The 18,092-nt window shown below is 67.2% G+C and carries 12 protein-coding genes; 6 read left to right on the top strand and 6 right to left on the bottom strand.

Annotated elements, in window-relative coordinates:
• Positions 1-418 precede the first annotated feature (418 nt).
• The gene (locus FYX01_RS26170) at positions 419-1,249 is read left to right on the top strand and encodes a sigma-70 family RNA polymerase sigma factor (protein WP_223830443.1); all 831 of its coding nucleotides are present in this window, start codon (positions 419-421) and stop codon (positions 1,247-1,249) included.
• A 501-nt stretch (positions 1,250-1,750) separates the two neighbouring features.
• Here the strand turns inward: FYX01_RS26170 and FYX01_RS13505 are convergent.
• Complete coding sequence (locus FYX01_RS13505; RefSeq protein WP_150241155.1) at positions 1,751-4,075, bottom strand: AAA family ATPase; 2,325 nt, start codon at positions 4,073-4,075, stop codon at positions 1,751-1,753.
• 730 nt (positions 4,076-4,805) lie between these two features.
• Between FYX01_RS13505 and FYX01_RS13515 the strand changes: the two genes are divergently transcribed.
• From FYX01_RS13515 to FYX01_RS26175, 5 genes are all read left to right on the top strand, one after another.
• Complete coding sequence (locus tag FYX01_RS13515) at positions 4,806-5,534, top strand: TauD/TfdA family dioxygenase (RefSeq protein WP_150241160.1); 729 nt, start codon at positions 4,806-4,808, stop codon at positions 5,532-5,534.
• A gap of 39 nt (positions 5,535-5,573) precedes the next feature.
• Entirely contained in the window at positions 5,574-6,389 is an 816-nt protein-coding gene (locus FYX01_RS13520) for a hypothetical protein (RefSeq protein ID WP_150241162.1), read from the top strand.
• Between the two features lie 41 nt (positions 6,390-6,430).
• Positions 6,431-6,880 carry an NUDIX hydrolase gene (locus tag FYX01_RS13525; protein WP_223830444.1) on the top strand — a complete coding sequence of 150 codons (450 nt, stop codon included), beginning with the start codon at positions 6,431-6,433 and terminating at the stop codon, positions 6,878-6,880.
• Between the two features lie 557 nt (positions 6,881-7,437).
• Positions 7,438-11,706, top strand: coding sequence for a BREX system serine/threonine kinase PglW (gene pglW / locus FYX01_RS13530; RefSeq protein ID WP_150241165.1), 4,269 nt, complete (start codon positions 7,438-7,440; stop codon positions 11,704-11,706).
• A 157-nt stretch (positions 11,707-11,863) separates the two neighbouring features.
• Positions 11,864-12,880, top strand: coding sequence for an endonuclease domain-containing protein (locus tag FYX01_RS26175; RefSeq protein ID WP_223830445.1), 1,017 nt, complete (start codon positions 11,864-11,866; stop codon positions 12,878-12,880).
• 126 nt (positions 12,881-13,006) lie between these two features.
• Here the strand turns inward: FYX01_RS26175 and FYX01_RS13545 are convergent, their stop codons facing one another.
• The 5 genes from FYX01_RS13545 to FYX01_RS13565 all read right to left on the bottom strand — a co-directional run bounded on the left by FYX01_RS13545 (position 13,007) and on the right by FYX01_RS13565 (position 17,926).
• Positions 13,007-15,379 (bottom strand): ATP-binding protein, encoded by a 2,373-nt coding sequence (locus FYX01_RS13545; RefSeq protein WP_150241349.1) that lies wholly within the window; start codon positions 15,377-15,379, stop codon positions 13,007-13,009.
• Between the two features lie 64 nt (positions 15,380-15,443).
• Complete coding sequence (locus tag FYX01_RS13550; RefSeq protein WP_150241171.1) at positions 15,444-16,052, bottom strand: DUF6879 family protein; 609 nt, start codon at positions 16,050-16,052, stop codon at positions 15,444-15,446.
• The gene (locus FYX01_RS13555) at positions 16,045-16,314 is read right to left on the bottom strand and encodes a hypothetical protein (protein WP_150241173.1); all 270 of its coding nucleotides are present in this window, start codon (positions 16,312-16,314) and stop codon (positions 16,045-16,047) included. Before FYX01_RS13555 ends, FYX01_RS13550 begins: the two co-directional genes overlap by 8 nt.
• Positions 16,315-16,811: 497 nt before the next feature.
• On the bottom strand, positions 16,812-17,066 hold the full coding sequence (locus tag FYX01_RS13560) for a DUF397 domain-containing protein (RefSeq protein ID WP_150241175.1): 255 nt from the start codon (positions 17,064-17,066) through the stop codon (positions 16,812-16,814).
• On the bottom strand, positions 17,063-17,926 hold the full coding sequence (locus FYX01_RS13565; protein ID WP_150241177.1) for a helix-turn-helix domain-containing protein: 864 nt from the start codon (positions 17,924-17,926) through the stop codon (positions 17,063-17,065). Before FYX01_RS13565 ends, FYX01_RS13560 begins: the two co-directional genes overlap by 4 nt.
• Positions 17,927-18,092: the final 166 nt, after the last annotated feature.

An 18,092-nucleotide genomic window follows, 5' to 3' on the forward strand; every position in this document is an offset into this window, starting at 1 on the left:
TCCGGTATCTGAGAGGAAACGAAGTTCCACCGCTGGAGACATGGACTCCGTGGTGTCGTTGGCCGAACGTTACGTGAGAGCGGGAATAATTCCTTCCCAGGCCGTTTCCGGAGTGGCCAGGATGTGTGGTCTGGACGGCGTCGCGGAACTGGCCCGGGCCCTGCGGCGGCGAGGCGTGACCATCGTTGATCGGTGGGAGGGGCCCGCGCCCACAGGGGGACCTTCTGTGCCTGAGCCGCGGGTAGCACACGTGGAACGGGTGTCACCCGAGCGCACCGAACCGCCACGGAGGCGCCCGGGGACGAACCGCTCGGTGGATCACGCGGTGGAGGCGGCGGTGGCCGCTGCCCGGAGCCGCATGGATCGGGACCGTTGGACGGGGAGGCCGGACAGGGCACTTCTCACGGCTGAGGAGGAGGTGGGGCTGTTCTACCTGTTGCGGGGTGTGGAGACACCGGATGTCGCCCCGACGGAACAGGAGATCGCCGCTTTGCCCCCCTCGGACGAACGCCGCAGGGCGTACGAGACGTTCGCGGTCCACAACGTCCGTCTGGTCTACAAGACGGCTCAGGCGTTCAGGGTGGAGGGTTTCGACGAGGAGGACGTGGCCCAGTACGGCATGCTGGGTCTGATGCGTGCCGTGGTGAAGTTCGACGGTCGGCAGGGGACCAAGTTCTCCACGTACGCGATATGGTGGATCCGGCAGTCGATCGACCGGTACACGAAAGATGACGCGGGTCCCATCCGGTTCCCCGTCCATGTCCACGAGAACCTGGCCAAACTGACACGAGCCGAGCATCGGCTCCAGGATCGGGGCCGTTTCCCCACAGCGGTCAACGTCGCGTTGGAGAGCGGCCTCACAGTCGACAGCGTCATCGCCATGCGCAAGGCGAGTTGGCGCGTGGACTCCCTGGACCGGCAGATCCGCGGCGACACCCCCCTCATGGAGCTCATCGCCAATGACCCCCGTGACGCGATCCCCTCTACGGAGGAGGCCGTCGTGGAACAGGCGCAGCGTGAGGAGGTCCGCGCGCTGCTGACGCCTCTGAAGGAACGCGAGAAGCAGATCGTCGAACTGCGTATGGGCCTCACAGGAGATGATCCTCAGACCCTGGGCGCCATCGGAGAAAGGTTCGGAGTGACCCGTGAGCGTATCCGTCAACTTGAGAAGAAGGCGCTGACGGAGATCGCTGAGAGGCTTGGGGTTGCGCCGGGCAAGCCGAGAGGGAGAAGACGACGGGCGAAGTGACCGACTGTGCTCAGTGGACGCGAAGGTGGCCGGTGAGAGTAGGGGGACAACCCCGCCAGAGCGGGAGCGGACTTCCTCTGCCGTCACAGGCGGGCAGTACATCGCTCACCGGCTCGTGCCAGGGAGGGGACTTCACCGCTGGGCTCCGGAGGCGACCGTCTGGTGGGTCGTCGCCGCGCCTCGAAGTGCACACCGGTCGGATTCCGCTGAAGCAAGACGCGGACCCCGACCTTGTTTCCTGGTGCAAGCCGACCTCGACCATGTCGAGGAGCGCTGTCCCAAGAACGGCGTCCGGGGAAACCTCCTTGCCTCTGTGAGTGCGCTCCGTTCGCGATCACTCCCACCGGGGCCTTCCCGTCAAGTCCACGAGCACCCGGAGGCGTCGCCGACCGGGGCGACCGGCGGACCCTCCCCGCCCTGGTGGGGCGGGTACGTGCAGCGCAGCCCTTCCCGCACGGGAAGGACAGCGCCGCCACCGCCTGCCGGGACGCACGCCCGTGCCTACCGCCTGATCAACTGCGGCAGGTGGTCGGTGAGCCCCAACCTGTCACACATACCTTCGAGGTGGTCCGGGTCCGTCTGGTGGATGAGGGCGAACACGTCGGAGATCGCGTCCCGCGTGTCCGGGTCCAGGATCTGCCAGGCACTTCCCCGGGGACTGCGGTGCGAGTTGCCGTGCACGTACTTCTTCAGGCGCTGCAGGCGGACGGGGTCGTCCACCAGTGCCTGTTCGATCGCCGCGGTCAGGTTCTCCCCCTGCTTGGGGAACTTGAACTGCAGGAAGTGCTCCAGGAGTTTGCGCGCGTCGTTGGGGGTGCAACTGGCCAGGCGGACGTCGGCGCTCACCGACGCTGACTCCAGCGATTCCAACAGGTCCCACGCGGCCCGGTGGAAGACCAGCGTGTACTCGGAGCTGAGGGCGTCGACACCCGGCCCTGCCAGGTCGATCGGCACGAGTACGGGGTCGCGGGTGGTGCGGCCCGTGTCGCCGGGATCCGCGCGTACGACCGACTTCATGAAGTGGAGCGTGGCCTTCTCGGCCCGCTTCTCCCGCTTGCCGCGGGTGAGGTCGTCCTTCCAGTAGCGCAGGAAGGCCGTGCTGTGGGTGAGCACGAAGAGCTGGCGACACATGCTCCCGGGGTCCAGCCGTGTGACCAGGGTGGCGTAGACGCCCTCCATGAGGTGGTCGTCCAGGCTGGAGACCGGATCGTCGACCACGACGATGGTGCGGCTCAGGTCGCGGTTCTTCTCGTTGAGGCTCTGGAGGAAGTAGAGCAGGGCGATCGCCGTCTTCTCCCCCTCGCTCAGATTCCGCGCGGGTTCGCCGTCACGCAGGACCCGGTAGTGCCCGTCCACGTGGTCGAAGGTGAGTTCCCTTCGCCGGAGGAGGCTGGCGATGTCGGTGTTGAGCATGGGCAGGAAGTGGTGAGGGTCGGGCCCCTCCTCGGGGGTCTCCATGAGGGTCTCCCGGCACTCCCGCAGCACGGCCTGGCAGCCGTCGATCTCCTCGTCCAGGGAGTCCTGTTCTTCGCGGAAGCCCTGCCAGGTGTCCCGGATCTCGTGCAGCATGCGCTGGAACTGCCGTTCGGCCGCCCGGGCGCGGTCCGCTTCGTGGGTCTGCGTGCCCTCGTTGTGCGCCTCGATGATGCCGTTCAGCTCATCCAGGTCGAGACCGGCCACGGCGTCCTCCTCCACGGGGGAGAGGGCGCCGAACATCGACGCCCTCTTCTCCTCCAGGCTGGCGGCGAGCCGGTCGAGGCCGAGCAGGAGGTCGTCGATCTCGGTCTGCACCTGCTTGATCGCATGTTCGTAGGGGCGGCGCAGGTGCTCGAAGAACTGGACATCCCGCGGGAGTTCGGCGAGGAGCTGGGAGGCCTGCTGCCGGAGGGCGTCGATGCGCCGCCGGACACCGGCGATCTCCTCTTCGAGTCGGGCGTGGCTCTCGTCGAAGTGCCCTTCCAGGCGCCGCAGCCGTGTCTCCTCGATCCTGGAGTCACAGAACAGGCAGGTGTCACGGCCGGTGTGGAGCTTGAGGCCCAGGCCCACCCAGTCAGCGTGTGACCGGTCCTCCGCGAGCTCCTCGATCGCGACGGACATCACCGTCTGCCGCCGTACCGCGTTGACCTGCTGCCACAGGTCCCGTGTGCTCACCACGCCTCCGGTGACCGGCGGCACCTGCTTCCACACGTGGCCGCCGAGCAGCGCGCGGTCCTGTTCGCCAGCCTGCTCCAGCTCGGCCGGGGGAGTCAGGGGAGTGGCCAGCGCCTGCTCGACGTGGCGTCCGTCGAAACCCCTCCTGAAGCGGCTGTTGAAGGGGGCCAGCTCGTTGACGGCCCGCCCTCCGACGGTCCGGACGGTGTTCTGGCGGTTCCTAGTGGCCGTGCGGTGCCGCTTGCGGAGTTCCTCCAGGTGGAGGGTGGTCTCCTGGAGACGTTGCTGTGCCTCCTCCCGGCGCTGCCGCTGCTCGACGCTGAGCTCGCCCAGGTACATCAGGGCCGGTGCACCGGTTTCGGGGTCCTCCGAGTCGAACCTGAGGTTCCTGCGCACGTAGTCGGCGCTGAAGAGGCACACGTCGCCCCAGATCCAGTGCGGCCCCTCGACCTTCTCCCGCTGTGCCTCGTCGTCACCGGGCTGGATGAGCGCCTTCAGCCCGTGTGACCACTCCTTGTCGTCCGGAACCCCGTGGAGCAGTGCGGCCAGGGTGCTCTTTCCCGTGCCGTTCGGTGCGTAGATGACATTCAGGCCCTGGAAGTCGATGGCCCGGGGGTTCTGCCTCCACTTCCGGTAGCACCGAAAGTCCTTGACATGGGTGATGCGCTTGATCAAAGAGGGATCCTTGGGGGAAGCGGTCCTTGAGGGCTTCCAGGATGGCAGAGGAGGTTGCGCGCGGTATGGCTTTTCAATTCAGCGGAGCTGTATCGATTGGAGCACGGCCGCACTGCCGGAGTGCGGAAGGGGAGAAACCAGCCACCTTCGTAACTGAAGTCTCGGATGACCTTTTTGTCTACTTACTTCATTGTTCCTGCTGTTGATGCCGTGAAAAGCAGGAGGTGCAGCGTCTGTCCGATCAGTGGTCGGCGGGCCGTACCTGTGCGACGGTCGCGGCGTTGTCCGGCACCACGGGGACGCGGCGGTCCGCAGGCAGGGAGCGGTACGGGGAGGTGCGGCTGCCGGTGCCGGAGGGGACGGCTTCGGTGGGTGCGTCAAAGGTTCGCAGGAACCTTTCCCGGACCTGTTCGCAGGACCCGTGCCCGCGCAGGCCCACGCGGAAAGGGTTGTCGGGGGAATCGAAGGCCGTCTGTGAACTCCGCACGAGGCGAAGAGCCGGGTCGGTTGAACACGCAGCTCAGGTGGGCCCCTATTGGAGTGCCGTCAGTGATGGGGCCATGTGACGAATGGGTTCTGGCGGATTTACGGTCGCCGGTCCCCTCGAAGCGAACGGTCCCTTACCTCCAGGCCAGGGCGTGGGGATGGTTCGGTGTGGAACACTCGAAACTGTGAGGTTCTCCGATCAGGTGGCGACAGCATCCATCGCTGTCAAGCCTTCCAGGGAGGAATGTCCCAAGGTGAGGTTCTTCGGTCTGGCCGATCAGAACATCCCCATGGAACACGCACCGCACACCTTCGCGAACGAGGGGTGGTGTTCTTTCGTGACACCCACCTTGCCGACCTGCGGCATTTTCTGACGGAGTGGACCTCGCCTTACGTGCATCCCCATGAAACACAACCCGGTCTGACGCTCATCGAGCCCCGGGGTGCCACGGGCCGGGGAGAGGACGGTTTTTCCAGGGAGGACATGGGGTTGCACACGGACAGGGCGACGTCCAGGACTCCTCCCTCGATCGTCGCTCTGCTTGTACTCCAGAGCCCCAGAAGCGGAGGCGAGGCCCTCCTGATGGATGGAGCCGAGCTGCTCCGCAGCATTCCTGACATCGGAACCCGGGATGCGAAGAACGACTTCTTCCTTGGGGCCGGATCCCGTGTGCTGTTTCCCGTGTGCGAGGAGGCGGGAGGCCGAGGCTTCGTGAGAATCCGTTACAGGTGCGACGACATAGCCCGACCGGTGGCGCTGGGGAAAGCTTCGGGCAGGGCACTCGACGACATAGAGAACTTGAGACGGGCGAGGAGATTTCCGCTTCCCCTGGGGACGGGGTGCATCATCCACAATCACCGATACCTGCACGGAAGGACCAGGTTCGAGGGAGGCAGGTCCATAGCGAGGATCCTGGCCGATGTCGACCCCGGTTTTTCTCTGAGCTGGTTGAACACGGGATTCAGATACTAAGGAGGGAAGGGTTCCATCATTAAGCATGGAATGGGCTCGGTGATCGCGTACATCAACAGACTGCCGCCGGTGGACAGTCCTGAGTTTCCTCAGGAGATCAGAAGCCTCGGAGAGAGGCTGAGGGATCCTGAGGAAGTCTTCCGGTCGATCGTGTCAAAGCAGTCGCTGGACGACAGGGTCCGTTTCGTCGCACTCTACGGATGGCTTCTGCGCCTTCGAAGGGAGGAGAGGAACGAGGAGTACGCTGAAGTGGTCAACCGGTATGACACATACTTCGGAGGAGAACCATATTTCCTGACTTTTCGGGCCATTGTCGCGCGAAACCGAGGGGGTAGGGCAAACTTGCGTAAGTCTGTCGAGCTTTCCAGAGAGGCCGCACGGCGCCTTCCGGATGTGGCCGGCGTCGTCCATCAGTTGGCAGCCTTCATGATAGAGTATTTCGAAAGATCTGAGGCTCCGGATGCATCAGAGGTTCTGGAAGTCGAGCGTAGTGTTGATCATGCTATTTCTCTCTCGCAGGGAAAGATAGCCCACTACTACGAGACCAGAGCGCGCCTCCTCACCATAAAAAGAGAGATCGAGGGAGTGCACGAGGAATCCGTTTTCTCCGGTCACCCCCGGGCGAAGCTCAGGATCCACTCCGAGACTCTGCCCGGAGACCGGGTGGCCTCCGTCCTCGCCTGCACCGACGGTTTCTCGCGCGCCGTGCACGACTACGCGATCTATTCCGACTGGGCCGACCTGTGGAAGGACCTGGGCCCGGATGGGCTTGGCCAGGTGGTGCGCAGGATCAGGCAGCACGAGTCGCGCCCGGTGGAGACAGGACACGGCGGAGAGGTTCAAGAAATCCGATGACATCGCCGCGATCCTTGTGAAGTGAGAACTGGAGACGAGAAGTGTTGAACGAAACCCGCCCACCCTTCATGGTCGAACGCAACCCCGGCTACTTCGAGTACTGGCTCCCGGTCTCGGTGAAGATGGTCGTCGACCATGACGGGAAGGTCCCTCTCCTGATGAACGAGCGTGAGGAGTGGGAGCTCCCCGGCGGAAAACTGGACCAGGGGGAGACCCCCGAGGGGTGTGTGCGGCGGGAGGTGCGCGAGGAGCTCAACCTCACGGTGGACGCCCAGGACATCGTCAGCTCATGGGTCTATGAGATCACCCCGGTCCGCCACGTCTTCCTGGTCGCCTACGGGGGCGTCTACTCGGGTTCGGAGGCCATCCGCTACTCCCACGAACACAAGAAGCTGGGCGTGTTCGGCTACGACGAGGTTCCGGCCCTCAACATGCCCGACCCCTACAAGGCCGCCATCCGAAAATGGGGCGAACGGCTCAACCGCTACTGAGTCTTTCGCCGATTCCGCGCGCAACCGGCGGGGAAGTCCGAGGCGGTCCAGGGCACGGCCGCGGCGAACGACCGGTCGGGCGAACGAGCACGGAAGAGGGCGTGGACCTGCCGTCGGCGACCGGACCAGCCCATCGCGGTGCTGGCGGGGAACACCTCCGCCTCGGCCGGCATTGTGACCTACCGGTTCCCGCCTGGGGTGGGTCCCCTGGCACTGGGGTTGGTCCAACGGGTCCACGTAGTCGGCCTGATCCTGCTCGATCCCTGCCTTGTGAGCGCATCACTGGACGCACCGGCATTTTGGCCGGACACGAGGCTGCGCCCCGGCCCGGTTGGTGCGGGCGGGGCACCGAAGGTGGGGTGATGGCGCGTGGGGTACGGGTGCTCGGCGCGGGCGATGGTGAGGAAGGCGTCCTACTCGGCGGCGGGGAACGCCCGTCACGACCTTCTTCGCGAGCCGCCACGTGTACCTTCTCGGTCCGAACGTGCCTCTGTCACCGCTGCCACCTATGCTGGACGGGCAGTCAGGCGGGACAGAACTGGAGAGGGAGCGGCCGGATGGCGAACCGATGGTGGGGCAAACCCTCGGAGTTCCGCTGGGAGCAGTCGGCCCTGGAACACATCCGTGAGTACTTTCCCGACCGGGAGCCCTACCGTGCCTGGCAGGGAATGTCCTTCACCGCGCGCAACCACCGCGTCCGCGAGTGCGACCTGTTCGCCGTCACCCCCACCGGCGCCTTCCTCGTCGAGATCAAGAGCAACCCGGGACGCGCCACCAACCGGGGCGGTGAGTGGACCTTCACCAACGGCCACCGCCAGACCATCACCAACCCGCTGCACCTGACCGAGCAGAAGGCCAAGGAGCTCAAGGACCGCCTCCAGTGGGCGGCCAGGAAACTGGGCCTGCCCGACAACGTGCGGATCCCCTTCATCAAGGCCGCGGTCTTCCTCTCCGCCGACGACCTGCGCTGTGACTTCGACGAGGTGCAGTTGGCGGAGGTCTACGGCCGGGAGGGGCTGGAGGACCAGACCGGCCTGGACGGCATCTGGAGCGGCCTGCTCGGCCGCCCCCACACCACGGTCAGTCCGGGCTTTCTGAAGAACGTCTCACTCCTGATGGAGACGATCGGTGTCCAGTCGCTGGACCGCGCGCTGAAACTGGGCGAGTACACGCTGGAGAAGCGCTCCTTCGACAGCGGACCCACCTGGACCGACTACCGGGCCCGGCACCAGCAGTTGGGCAGCAGCAGCCGAGTACGCGTCTACCACTACGGCGAGTCCCCCAGCGAGGACGACCGCCGTTCGGTCGAGCGGGCGGCCAAGCGCGAGTACATGTCCCTGGAGGGCATCTCCCACGAGGGAATCGTCAAGGCCGAGTACTTCGGGGTCGTCGACCAGGTCGGTCCGGGCATCGCCTTCCGGCACCAGTCCTCCTGGACGCGGCTGGACCACTTCATGGCCGAACACGGGGACGACCTCGAAATCGACACCCGGATGGAGATGGTCCGCCAACTGGCCGAGGCGGTCAACCACGCCCACCGCAACCGCCTCTTCCACCGTGCCCTGGCCGCACGCAGCGTGTGGGTGGAGCTGGACGGCTCCTTCCCGAGGCTCTACATCGCCGACTGGCAGGTGGCCTCCCGTGAGAGCCTGCGTCTGCGCAGCGGGGGACACACGCGGCACACCTCCGGTGGCGGGGGCGCGACGGAGCACCTGGAGGCCGCGCTGGGCGAGCGCGCCCTGGCCGCGCACGTCGAGGCCGCCGCCCAGGCCTATCTGGCGCCGGAGTTTCCCGACTACGGGGGCAGGGCCGCACCCCAGGACATCTTCGGCCTCGGCGCGCTCACCTACCTCGTCTTCACCGGTCGGCCGCCGGGCCGCAACCGCCGCGAGCTGAGCCGGCAGATCCAGGAGCACGGCTGCCTCACCCCGGCCGCGGTGAGCGACGACGTCATCCCCCAGTTGGACACACTCGTTCGTGAGGCCACCCGCCGTTCCCCCGGTGACCGCCTGTCGACGGTCCAGGCCTTCCTGCGCATACTCGACCAGGTCGAGGAGTACCTGACCCAGCCCGAGATCAAGACCGACCCGCTCACCGCACGACCCGGCGACGAGACCGAACAGGGCTGGAGGGTCCGGGAGGTCCTCGGTAAGGGCGCCACGGCGCGCGCCCTGCTCATGAGCGGACCGAAGGACGCGGAGGTCGTCCACAAGGTCGCCCTCAACTCCGGTTCGGCGGCCACCTCGCTGCGGGGAGAGGCCCAGACACTCCGGATCGTGGGATCCAGTCCCAGAATCGTGGCCCTGGCCTCTGCCGGAGCGGACCAGGAGGCGGGTGTGCGCGAGATCGGTGAACGCACCGTCCTGCCCCTGGAACGGGCGGGGGAGAGCACCCTCGCGGACTACCTGTCCCGCCAGGGGGCGCTGGGTACGGGCGAACTCTTCCGGTTCGGGCAGCACCTCTTCGACGCGGTCGAGCACCTGGAGGAGAAGGAGGTCTTCCACCGCGACATCAAGCCGGCCAACCTCGGTGTGCGCAAGACCCGCAAGCAGGGCCGTGCCCTGGTGCTCTTCGACTTCTCCCTGTCCAGGACACCCCGTGAGAACACCGCCGCGGGCACCCGCGGCTACCTCGATCCGTTCCTGGGACAGGACCGTCCCTACGACGAGTTCGCCGAACGCTACGCCCTGGCCGTGACCCTGCACGAGATGGCCACCGGAGAGCTCCCCGTGTGGGACGACGACGGGGTCGGCCCCGAGTTCCTGGCCGACGACGTCGAGCTCCCGCAACTCTCCGAGGACGCCTTCCCCGAACAGAACCGGACCCTCCTGCTCTCCTTCTTCCACCGCGCGCTGCACCGGCGGGTGGAGCGGCGCTTCGCCACGCTCTCGGACATGCGCCGTGCGTGGGAGGCTGCCTTCAACGCCTTCTCCCCGGTGGCCGAGGCCGTGGTCGAGGACGAGGAGACCCGTCGACGCAACGCCGACAGCGCGGATCTGAACACGCCGTTGCACCTGGCCGGGCTCACCCCGCTCGCCCTGGACACCGCCACGCGGGTACTGAAGTGCGAAACGGTGGGCGACCTGCTCACCAAACCCGTCCAGGAACTCCACCGCCTGCGCGGTGTATCCCTGCCCACTCGCAACGAACTGGTCAAAGCGGTCACCGACTGGCGCAAGCGCCTGGACGTGGCCGAGTACGCGGTCGCCACGCGGTCCAAGCTGCCCCGTGGCGCTGACGGTGACGACAAGAGGAAGGCCACCCTCGACCAGGTGATCCGCCAGTTCATCCCGGCCTCCACCGAGGCCAATGGACAGTGGGTGCGGGTGGTGCGCGAACTGCTCGGCATCCCCGAGAAGGCCGCGGCCCGCACCGGCTGGTGGCCCACCCACCGCAAGGTCGCCGAGCGCGTGGGGCTTCCCCAGGAACTCGTGGACCGGGATCTGCAACACGCCGTCACCTACTGGTCCAAGAGTGCCTCGCTCCTGAGTTCGGTCCGCGACGACGTGGTGGAGATCCTCGCCCGTAACGGCCGTGTCCGCGAGGTAGGACAGATCGCCGCGGAACTGCTCACCCTGCGCGGCACCTCGCTGGAGGGGGACGCCCGCGCCGCCTACGCGATGGCGGCGCTGCGCGTGGCGGTGGAGTGCGAGGAGCGCCGCACCGACCAGAGGTTCGTCGTTCGCCGCTACGACCGCAAGGTACTGGTCGCACAGGTCATCGACGACGACCCCTCGGTCCCGGTGGAGGGGGAGCTGTTCGACTACGCCGAGGCCCTCGCTCGCCGTGCGGACGAACTGGTTCGTGTCCGGCCCGGGGAGCCCCTGCCCACCCCCGCCACGGTCCGGGAGGCGCTGCGCGCCGTCACCCCGCCCGAGGGGATGGAGCCCCTGAGCGACACCGACCTGGTGCAGTTGGCCGCGGTGGCCTCCAACCGCGCCGAGGTCACGCCCCGGCTGGAGCTCTATCCGGTCGACCTGGACCTGGAACGGGCGCTCCAGCTCACCCAGGCCGTCGGTTACCTGGGCGCGCCCGGTATCACCCCGCAGCAGGTACGCGACCGGGTGAGGGCGCGCTTCCCCGCGATCGAGGGCCCCGGGGACGGTCAGCTGTGGGACCTGCTGGTCAGCAAGTATCCCAAGCTCCGCAAACGCGAGTACCAGGGCACCGTCTACTGGTACCTGGAGCCGGAGCTGACCACGTACCAGCCCTCCACGCACACGGGGCCGTACCATGCTCCGGGGCAGCTCGACGCCGCCTCCGCCAGAGCCTGGCAGCAGTTGGAGGCCTCGGTGGGAAGCGGGGGCTTCCGTGCGCTCAAGACGTGGATGCCCGACACCGAGCGCAGCGCCGAGGCCCTGGTCCACACCCCCGGTGTGGTGCCCCTCGACGTCTCCGCCGAGTTCATCTCGATCGTCGACGGGGTACTGGACGAGATCGGCGGCGGCCTGAACTGGGATGTCCTGGTCGAGGCCGACAACAGCCGCCCCGCTGCCTTCGAGCGCATGCTGGGAGACGTCTTCGAACGGCTCGGCCACCGGGTGCGTTCGGCGGGCTCTGCGGGACCCGGCGAGGACGCGGTGGTGCTGCTGTACCGGGCGACCCCCCTGGCCCGCTACGCGCCGGGCCGCGCCCTGCTGGGCGCCCTCGTACAGGAGGCACGCGAGGCGGGCACCAGCCCGTACGGACTGTGGCTGCTGTGCCCGATGCGCGGCCCCCAAGGGCCCGCGACCCTGGACGGCCACCCGGCGGGGATCATCAGCGACGTCGAGCAGGTGCTGCTGCCGAAGGGCTTCGCGGTACCGGAGGCCGCGCCGGTGGGGTGAACCGGTGTCGTGGCGCAGCGCGGTAGCCCCCGGTTGGAAGCACTGAGGCGGGTGAGGGTGCCTCTGGCACGGGGGTTCACCAGGGATGGCGGCTGACTGTCCACAGGGGTGGGAACTGCAGTGGCGCCCGGGGCGGTGCGCGCGGATAGTTGAGGGCATGAGCCCCATGTCCCAGAGCCCCATGGCCGCGGCCACCGTGACCGCGATCGGTCAGTACGGCGTCCTCTCCTATGCCCAGGCCCGGGGGTGCGGGCTCACCAAGAACGACCTCCAGCGGCTGGTCCGGCAGGGGGAGTGGCTGCACCCCCACCGCGAGGTCTACGTCGTGCGGTCCCTCATGCCGGAGGCGCACCGCCTCGACCGGCTGCGCTGCGTGGCCTTGGCCGCCCAACTCGCGCTGGGGCCGCCCGCGTGCGCGGCCGGTCGGACCGCGGCGAGGCTGTGGGGGATGCGGGGGCTGGAGCCGTGGGACGGGCGCGTGGTCCACATGGCCGTCCCGGAGCGGAAGGTCCAGCGGCAACTGGCCGGGGTGGAACTGCGCGGCTGGGACGTGCGGCCGGAGGAGACCACCGTGGTCGGTGCTGGTGCTGGTGCTGGTGCTGGTGCTGGTGCTGGTGCTGGTGGCGGTGGTGGGGCCGGTGGGGTTGGGGTAAGGGTTACCGATCCCGGGAGGACCCTGCGCGACACCCTGCCGGAGCTGGAGCGTGAGACCGCCGTGTGCCTGATGGACTCCGCCCTCAACCAGGGACTACTCAGGGAACAGGAGATCGGGGCCCTGAACGATGCGATGCGGGGGCGGCGGGGGTGCGTGGACGTGCGCCGGTGGTGGGGGTTGGCCGACGGAAGGTCGCAGAGTCCGCTGGAGACCCGGATCCGGCTGATCTGCCGGGACGGCGGGCTGCCTCCCGACGAACTCCAGCGCCGCTTCACGGACTCCGGCGGCAGGACGGTCGCGGTGGTGGACTTCTGGTGGGAGGGGGCCCGGCTCATCGGTGAGGCGGACGGGATCGGGCCGCACAGCGCCCCGCGTGCGCTGGCCAGGGACCGGGAGCGACAGAACGCGCTGCAGAGGCTGTATCCCGGGGTGCGTATCGTCCGCTTCACGTGGGCGGATCTGCGCAGGCCGGGGTACATCCTGGCGCTGGTGGCCGGGGGAGGGCGGGCTACGGCGTGAGGGTGGGCAGGCCCGTCAACCCATCGATCGCGCGCAGCAGCAGAGCGCGGGCTTCCCAGCCGTACCTGGCACCTCGTGCGCACAGGTCTTGACCCACCCGTGCAGTCCGCTGCGCCTCGAAAGGCGTCAACCGGTCGCACCACCGAGGCGGCCGGCGACCGTCTCACGTAGGTGCTCGGCTCTGGGATCAGCCAGGTCCGACAGGGCTTCCAGTGCTTCGCGCCAGTGCCCGCGCGCCGCCTCCGTTTCGCCGTTCCGGGACACCACGGCGGCCAGGCGGTCAAGGCATACCGCGAGGTTCCAGCGGGCCTTGTTCCTGCGGTATCCGCCTATTGCCTGGCGGAAGAACTGCGCTGCCTCGACCAGGCGTCCGAGTGACTGGTAGACATCGCCCGCGCCCTCGAAGGACTCGGACTCGCGCACGTGGTCGCCGATCGAGCGGTGCAGAGCAGCTGCCTCATGAAAACTCGCCAGGGCCTCCTCCGGTCGGTCGAGCAGAGCTTGGGCCCTGCCGAGCTCCAGGAGCGCGAACCCCTCCCGGACCGGGTTGTCCAGTTCCCGGGCGACATCGAGAGCACGCTGCGCGTAGGACAGCGCGCGGTCGGTCGAGCCCAGTTCCCGCCATGCCGCACCCAGACAGACCAGACAGGCGAATTCGCTCATCCTGTTGCCGGTCTCGCGGTGTATCGCGACAGCCTCCTCGGCCAGGGCCACTGATGCACGAAGATCCCCCGAATCGAGCAGCGCGTCCGCCAGGTTGCCGAGCGCGATCCCCGACCAACGCCACTCGCCCAGACGACGGGCGATTTCGAGTGAGCGTTCGAAGTCCCCGCGCGCCTCGTCGAGCCGGTGCTCGCGCAGATGCGCCAGCCCCAGCGCGTTGAGCGACATGGCCTCCCCGAGCTCGTCACCCAGCTCCTGCCGTAACCGAAGAGCCTGCCGATGGTGCGTGATGCCCTCCCGCATGCGGTGGGACTGCACATACGCCATGCCCAGACTCTCCAGGAGGTCCGCTTCGGCCGCGTGCTCCTGCTCTCGCCGGGCCGCCCCGAGCCCGAGGAGGGTCGTGGCGATCCAGGCGCTCATGGGCGTTCGGTACACATAGACGTGTCTCAGTACGACCGGTAGGCGCCAGGCGATTCCGTCCATCCCCGCCCCGGCGGCGGCCTCGGCCATGGCGACCAGGTTCCTGCTCTCGGCTTCGAACCATCGGACCGCGTCCGCGTTGTCGGTGAACTCGCGAATGCCACCGGAAGCGCTCTCGATCGGACCTGAGTCCGGCTCCAGCTGCCGCAGTGGTGAGTCCACAGCCCTGGCTGCGGCGTCAGCGGTGCGCAGGTACCAACTCAGCAGGCGCCCCAAGGCCTCCTGTTGACTCTCCGGTGGCTCCTCGCGGCGTGCCTGGTCCAGCGCGTAGGAACGCAGGAGGTCGTGGAAGCGGTACCGGTCCGGGCCGGTCTGTTCCACCAGGTGTGCGCCCACGAGCATGTCCAGGACGCGCCGTGCCCGCCGGACCGGTAGACCGCTGAGGACGGCCGCGGAGCCCGCGTCGAAGTCGTGGCCGGGATGCAGCCCGAGCAGCCGGAACAGGCGTGCGGTCTCCTCCGGTAGGGCCCGGTAGGACCAGGCGAAGACGGTGCGGACCGCGTCGGCTTCCTCCTCCTCGTCGGTGGCGAGGGCGTCCCAGAGAGCGGACTCGTCCCGCAGGTCCTGGATCAGCTCCGCCAAGGGCATGTGGGGTCGTCCGGCGGCCCGTTCGGCGGCGATACGCAGGGCAAGGGGTAGCTCTCCGCACAGGCGGGCCAGCTCGGCGATTTCGTGTGGCTCATCGCGCGGCCGGTGGTTCTCGGTGACGTGTTCGAGGAGCTCCACGGCCTCCGCCGGCTCCAGCGTACGCACGGTCAGACGCCGCGCTCCGTCCCTGGCGACCAACCCGGACAATCGGTCCCGACTGGTGACCAGCACGACGCACGCCGAGGACCCGGGCAGCAACGGGCGTACCTGCGCCGCGGTCGCCGCGTTGTCGAGGACGACGAGCACGCGCCGTTCGGCCAGGAGGGAGCGGTAGAGGGCGGAGCGGCTGTCGACGTCCGCGGGTACGGCGTCCACGGGCACCCCGAAGGCGCGGACGAAGCGTTCCAGCGCCTGGTCCGGTTCGACCGGTGGGCCGGACCCGTATCCCCGCAGATCCACGTAGAGCTGGCCGTCGGGGAAGCGGTCGCGCACCCGGTGGGCCCAGTGCAGGGCCAGAGCGGTCTTGCCGACACCGGCCGTGCCGGTGATGACGTGAACGGGAGCCTCGGAGCCGCCGGCGGAGTCCTCAGCGCGCAGATGGGTGCTGAGCACTTCCAGTTCTCCCACCCGGTTCACGAATCCATGCACGTCACCGGGGAGCTGCCCGGGTACGGGAGCGGAGTGCGCCGTCGGGCCCTGACCGTGGAAGTGCACCCCGCCTCGGACGTCCCGTGCCTGCACCGCGCGGCCCGCGACCGCGCCCATCTGTGCACTGACACTGGTACCGGGTCGCTCGTCGGGATCCTCACCGGGTACGGAGGGCCTGCGATCAGTCACGGCTGAGCGCAGCTCCCTCGACGTCGCGCGGGAAGTAGCGCTTCAGATCCTCGCCGGTCTCGTGGAGCGCGGTGATCTCGGCGCGGCACCGTGTGGTGATGGCGTGGTCGGTGAACCGGACTCCGCCACGGAGAACACCCTGATCGTCGTACCGGATCTTGTACGTCACCTCGTCGCCGAGCCCGACGATCTCGGGTACCTGGCCACTGTGTTCCCACGCCGCGAGGTGTTCGGGGGAGATGATCCGGACGTCCTCGCCGCACTGGGCCCGCAGATGGAGGGAGTGCAGTTCCCACAGCAGATACGTCGTGAAAGGCTTCTCCACGACACGGGTTCGTCGCAGCACGCATCCCGCTCGGGCGAGTTCGGCGAATTCCTCCCGCAAGGAGGAGCGGTTGTTCTCCAGAAGCCGGAGGGACTCATCGTGGCGTCCCTCCCGGAACGCCATCCAACTGTCACTTTCCGGCTGGTGGAAGATCTGTCGCCGTTCGAGCTTCCAGACATCGGTGTTCCTGAGCGAGGCCAGACGCCCGTCGAAGTCGTCGAGATAGGGATCGAGCTCCAGCCGGTCACCGGAAAGGCCGTCGATGGTGTCAAGCATCGGGGATGTCCGCTTTCGCTGATATCAGGGTGTTGCGGGGGATGATGACCAGACGCTCGTCCTCTGCGATGGCGGCACCTGACGGCAGACGTTCCGCGTAGGCGTCGGTCAGGTCCCGCCCGATCACGGCGATGTCGCCGTTGTCGAGTTCCCAGATGTCGGGGCAACCGCTGGCTCTGTCGGTGTTGCCCAGTTCGGCTGGAGACCTGCCCAGCCTCCGTGTCATGTCAGCGGACGGGTCCGCTTCCCAGGGACGTGTCATGGTGGCCCTCCCACGCGCTCCTGGAATCGGGGGTGAGCGCGTGCGAGAAAAATACCACGGTGGTCGTGTCGAGCCAGGCTGGTTATGTGTTCTCGGTAGCGAAGCTGACATGGATCGGAGCGGGTGCTGGAACCCGTGCCGGAAAGATGCGGCCATGCCGGTGAAGTATGCGGATGACGTGGTATTTGATGCCGGTGCTGAATGCTGATGTGCGGTGAGGACGGTGGTGGTTTGCCTGGCTTCCTTCGGTGGCGTCCGGACTGCTACTCCGAGAAAAGCGAGCGCAAGAGTCCTCGGTCACCCGTGTGCTCAGATTTCGGGTCTGGGTGAAGCTGGCGAGGGGGCTGGCGCCGCTGACCGATTCCAGTCCGAAGACTCGTCGAAGGGCGAGGGCGGAGTAGCGCAGCCGACGGTCGATGGGGAACCGCGGCAAGAAGCAGTGAAGCAGTGTGGTGGTCGACGGGATACTACCCGTCGACCACCACGTGTCGCCGAGGTCAACTCTGGGCGGTTCGGGCGGGGCGGAGGAAGATGGTCCACTCGGCGGCGGGGAAGGGGAGTTGGCCCTTGGCGGGGTGCTTGGAGTCCCGGACGGCCGCACCGCAGGGCAGGTCAGCGACCTCGACGCAGTTCTGGCCGTGCGCGCTGTGGCTACTCTTCCGGAAGCCGGTAGGGATGTGCGCGACCTCTACACAGTTCTGGCTCTGAGCGCTGCTGTAGCTGCTCTTCTTGAAAATCAGCTGGTCGTTCATGGTTTGCTCTCTAGGGCTTCTAGCACTTTTGTAATGACCCCGGCGGATCGTGCCGCGCTCATCGCAGAGCCTTGGACGTCACCAAAGGTGACGCTGTGTGCTTCTACTTCGTCCGATTCTTCCAGAAAGAGGCCACCTGAGGCGGTGTCCACGAACACGATCGAGGCATCAAGTGGGTCTGGGAAGTCCAGGATGCTGAACGGGGCAACAAATGCGGCATGCGCACCTGAACCGAAGGGCACTACCTGAAGGTCGATGTTGGGAAGCTTGGCCATGTGAAGCAGGTGACGCAGCTGCTCAGCCATGACCTCAGCGCTGCCGACCACACGATGTAGCGCTGCTTCATCCAGGACGACACGTAGACTTGCCGGTTTGAACTGCGTCAGGATATCGCGTCGTCCCATGCGGGCTTTGACGCGGCGTTCGCTCTCCTCCGTGCTGGTGTAGCGACCACCTTGGAACACGGCGCGGGCGTAGTCAGGTGTTTGGAGAAGGCCAGGGATCACCAGTCCCTCGAAGGTCCGGATGGCGGAGGCCTCCGCTTCGAAGTCCGGGAGTGACTGAGGTCCGAACACCTCCCGGTACTTCGACCACCAACCCCGGACCTTGGCGTCTTGCGCCAAAGCGTGCAGGGCTTCGCGCTTAGCTGGATCGCTGATCTTGTACAGCTCCAGCATCTTGTCAAGGTCATCAGGCTTGACCTTCTGAGTCTCAGCGTTCTCGATCTGGCTGAGCTTGCCAGCGGCCCACCCGAGTGCCTTGATCGCTTGGGTCGAGGTGAGCTTCGCATCAGCTCGTGCACGCTTGAGCTCGGCGGACAGTCGGCGGCGGCGGAGCGTCGGGCTGTGAGGGCGTTGCATGGCACCAGTGTAGCCCAATAGATGCGAGAATCGCTTCTCACCGTTGACTTATCTGAGTCTCACACTTAAGCTCATGGCGTGGCTAGTGATCAGTTGCTCACACAGAGTCTCTTCTGGTCAGGCTACGCCGTGCCCCTTTCCCTGCACTGGGGAAACGCGAAGGTTC

Source organism: Nocardiopsis quinghaiensis (assembly GCF_008638365.1).
GTDB lineage: Bacteria > Actinomycetota > Actinomycetes > Streptosporangiales > Streptosporangiaceae > Nocardiopsis > Nocardiopsis quinghaiensis.

Excerpts from the sequence above, each read along its gene's own strand:
- FYX01_RS13515 (WP_150241160.1), top strand. The coding sequence starts at position 4,806 with ATGTCCCAAGGTGAGGTTCTTCGGTCTGGCCGATCAGAACATCCCCAT.
- pglW (WP_150241165.1), top strand. The coding sequence starts at position 7,438 with ATGGCGAACCGATGGTGGGGCAAACCCTCGGAGTTCCGCTGGGAGCAG.
- FYX01_RS26175 (WP_223830445.1), top strand. The coding sequence starts at position 11,864 with ATGAGCCCCATGTCCCAGAGCCCCATGGCCGCGGCCACCGTGACCGCG.
- FYX01_RS13545 (WP_150241349.1), bottom strand. The coding sequence starts at position 15,379 with ATGGGCGCGGTCGCGGGCCGCGCGGTGCAGGCACGGGACGTCCGAGGC.
- FYX01_RS13550 (WP_150241171.1), bottom strand. The coding sequence starts at position 16,052 with ATGCTTGACACCATCGACGGCCTTTCCGGTGACCGGCTGGAGCTCGAT.
- FYX01_RS13555 (WP_150241173.1), bottom strand. The coding sequence starts at position 16,314 with ATGACACGTCCCTGGGAAGCGGACCCGTCCGCTGACATGACACGGAGG.
- FYX01_RS13560 (WP_150241175.1), bottom strand. The coding sequence starts at position 17,066 with ATGAACGACCAGCTGATTTTCAAGAAGAGCAGCTACAGCAGCGCTCAG.
- FYX01_RS13565 (WP_150241177.1), bottom strand. The coding sequence starts at position 17,926 with ATGCAACGCCCTCACAGCCCGACGCTCCGCCGCCGCCGACTGTCCGCC.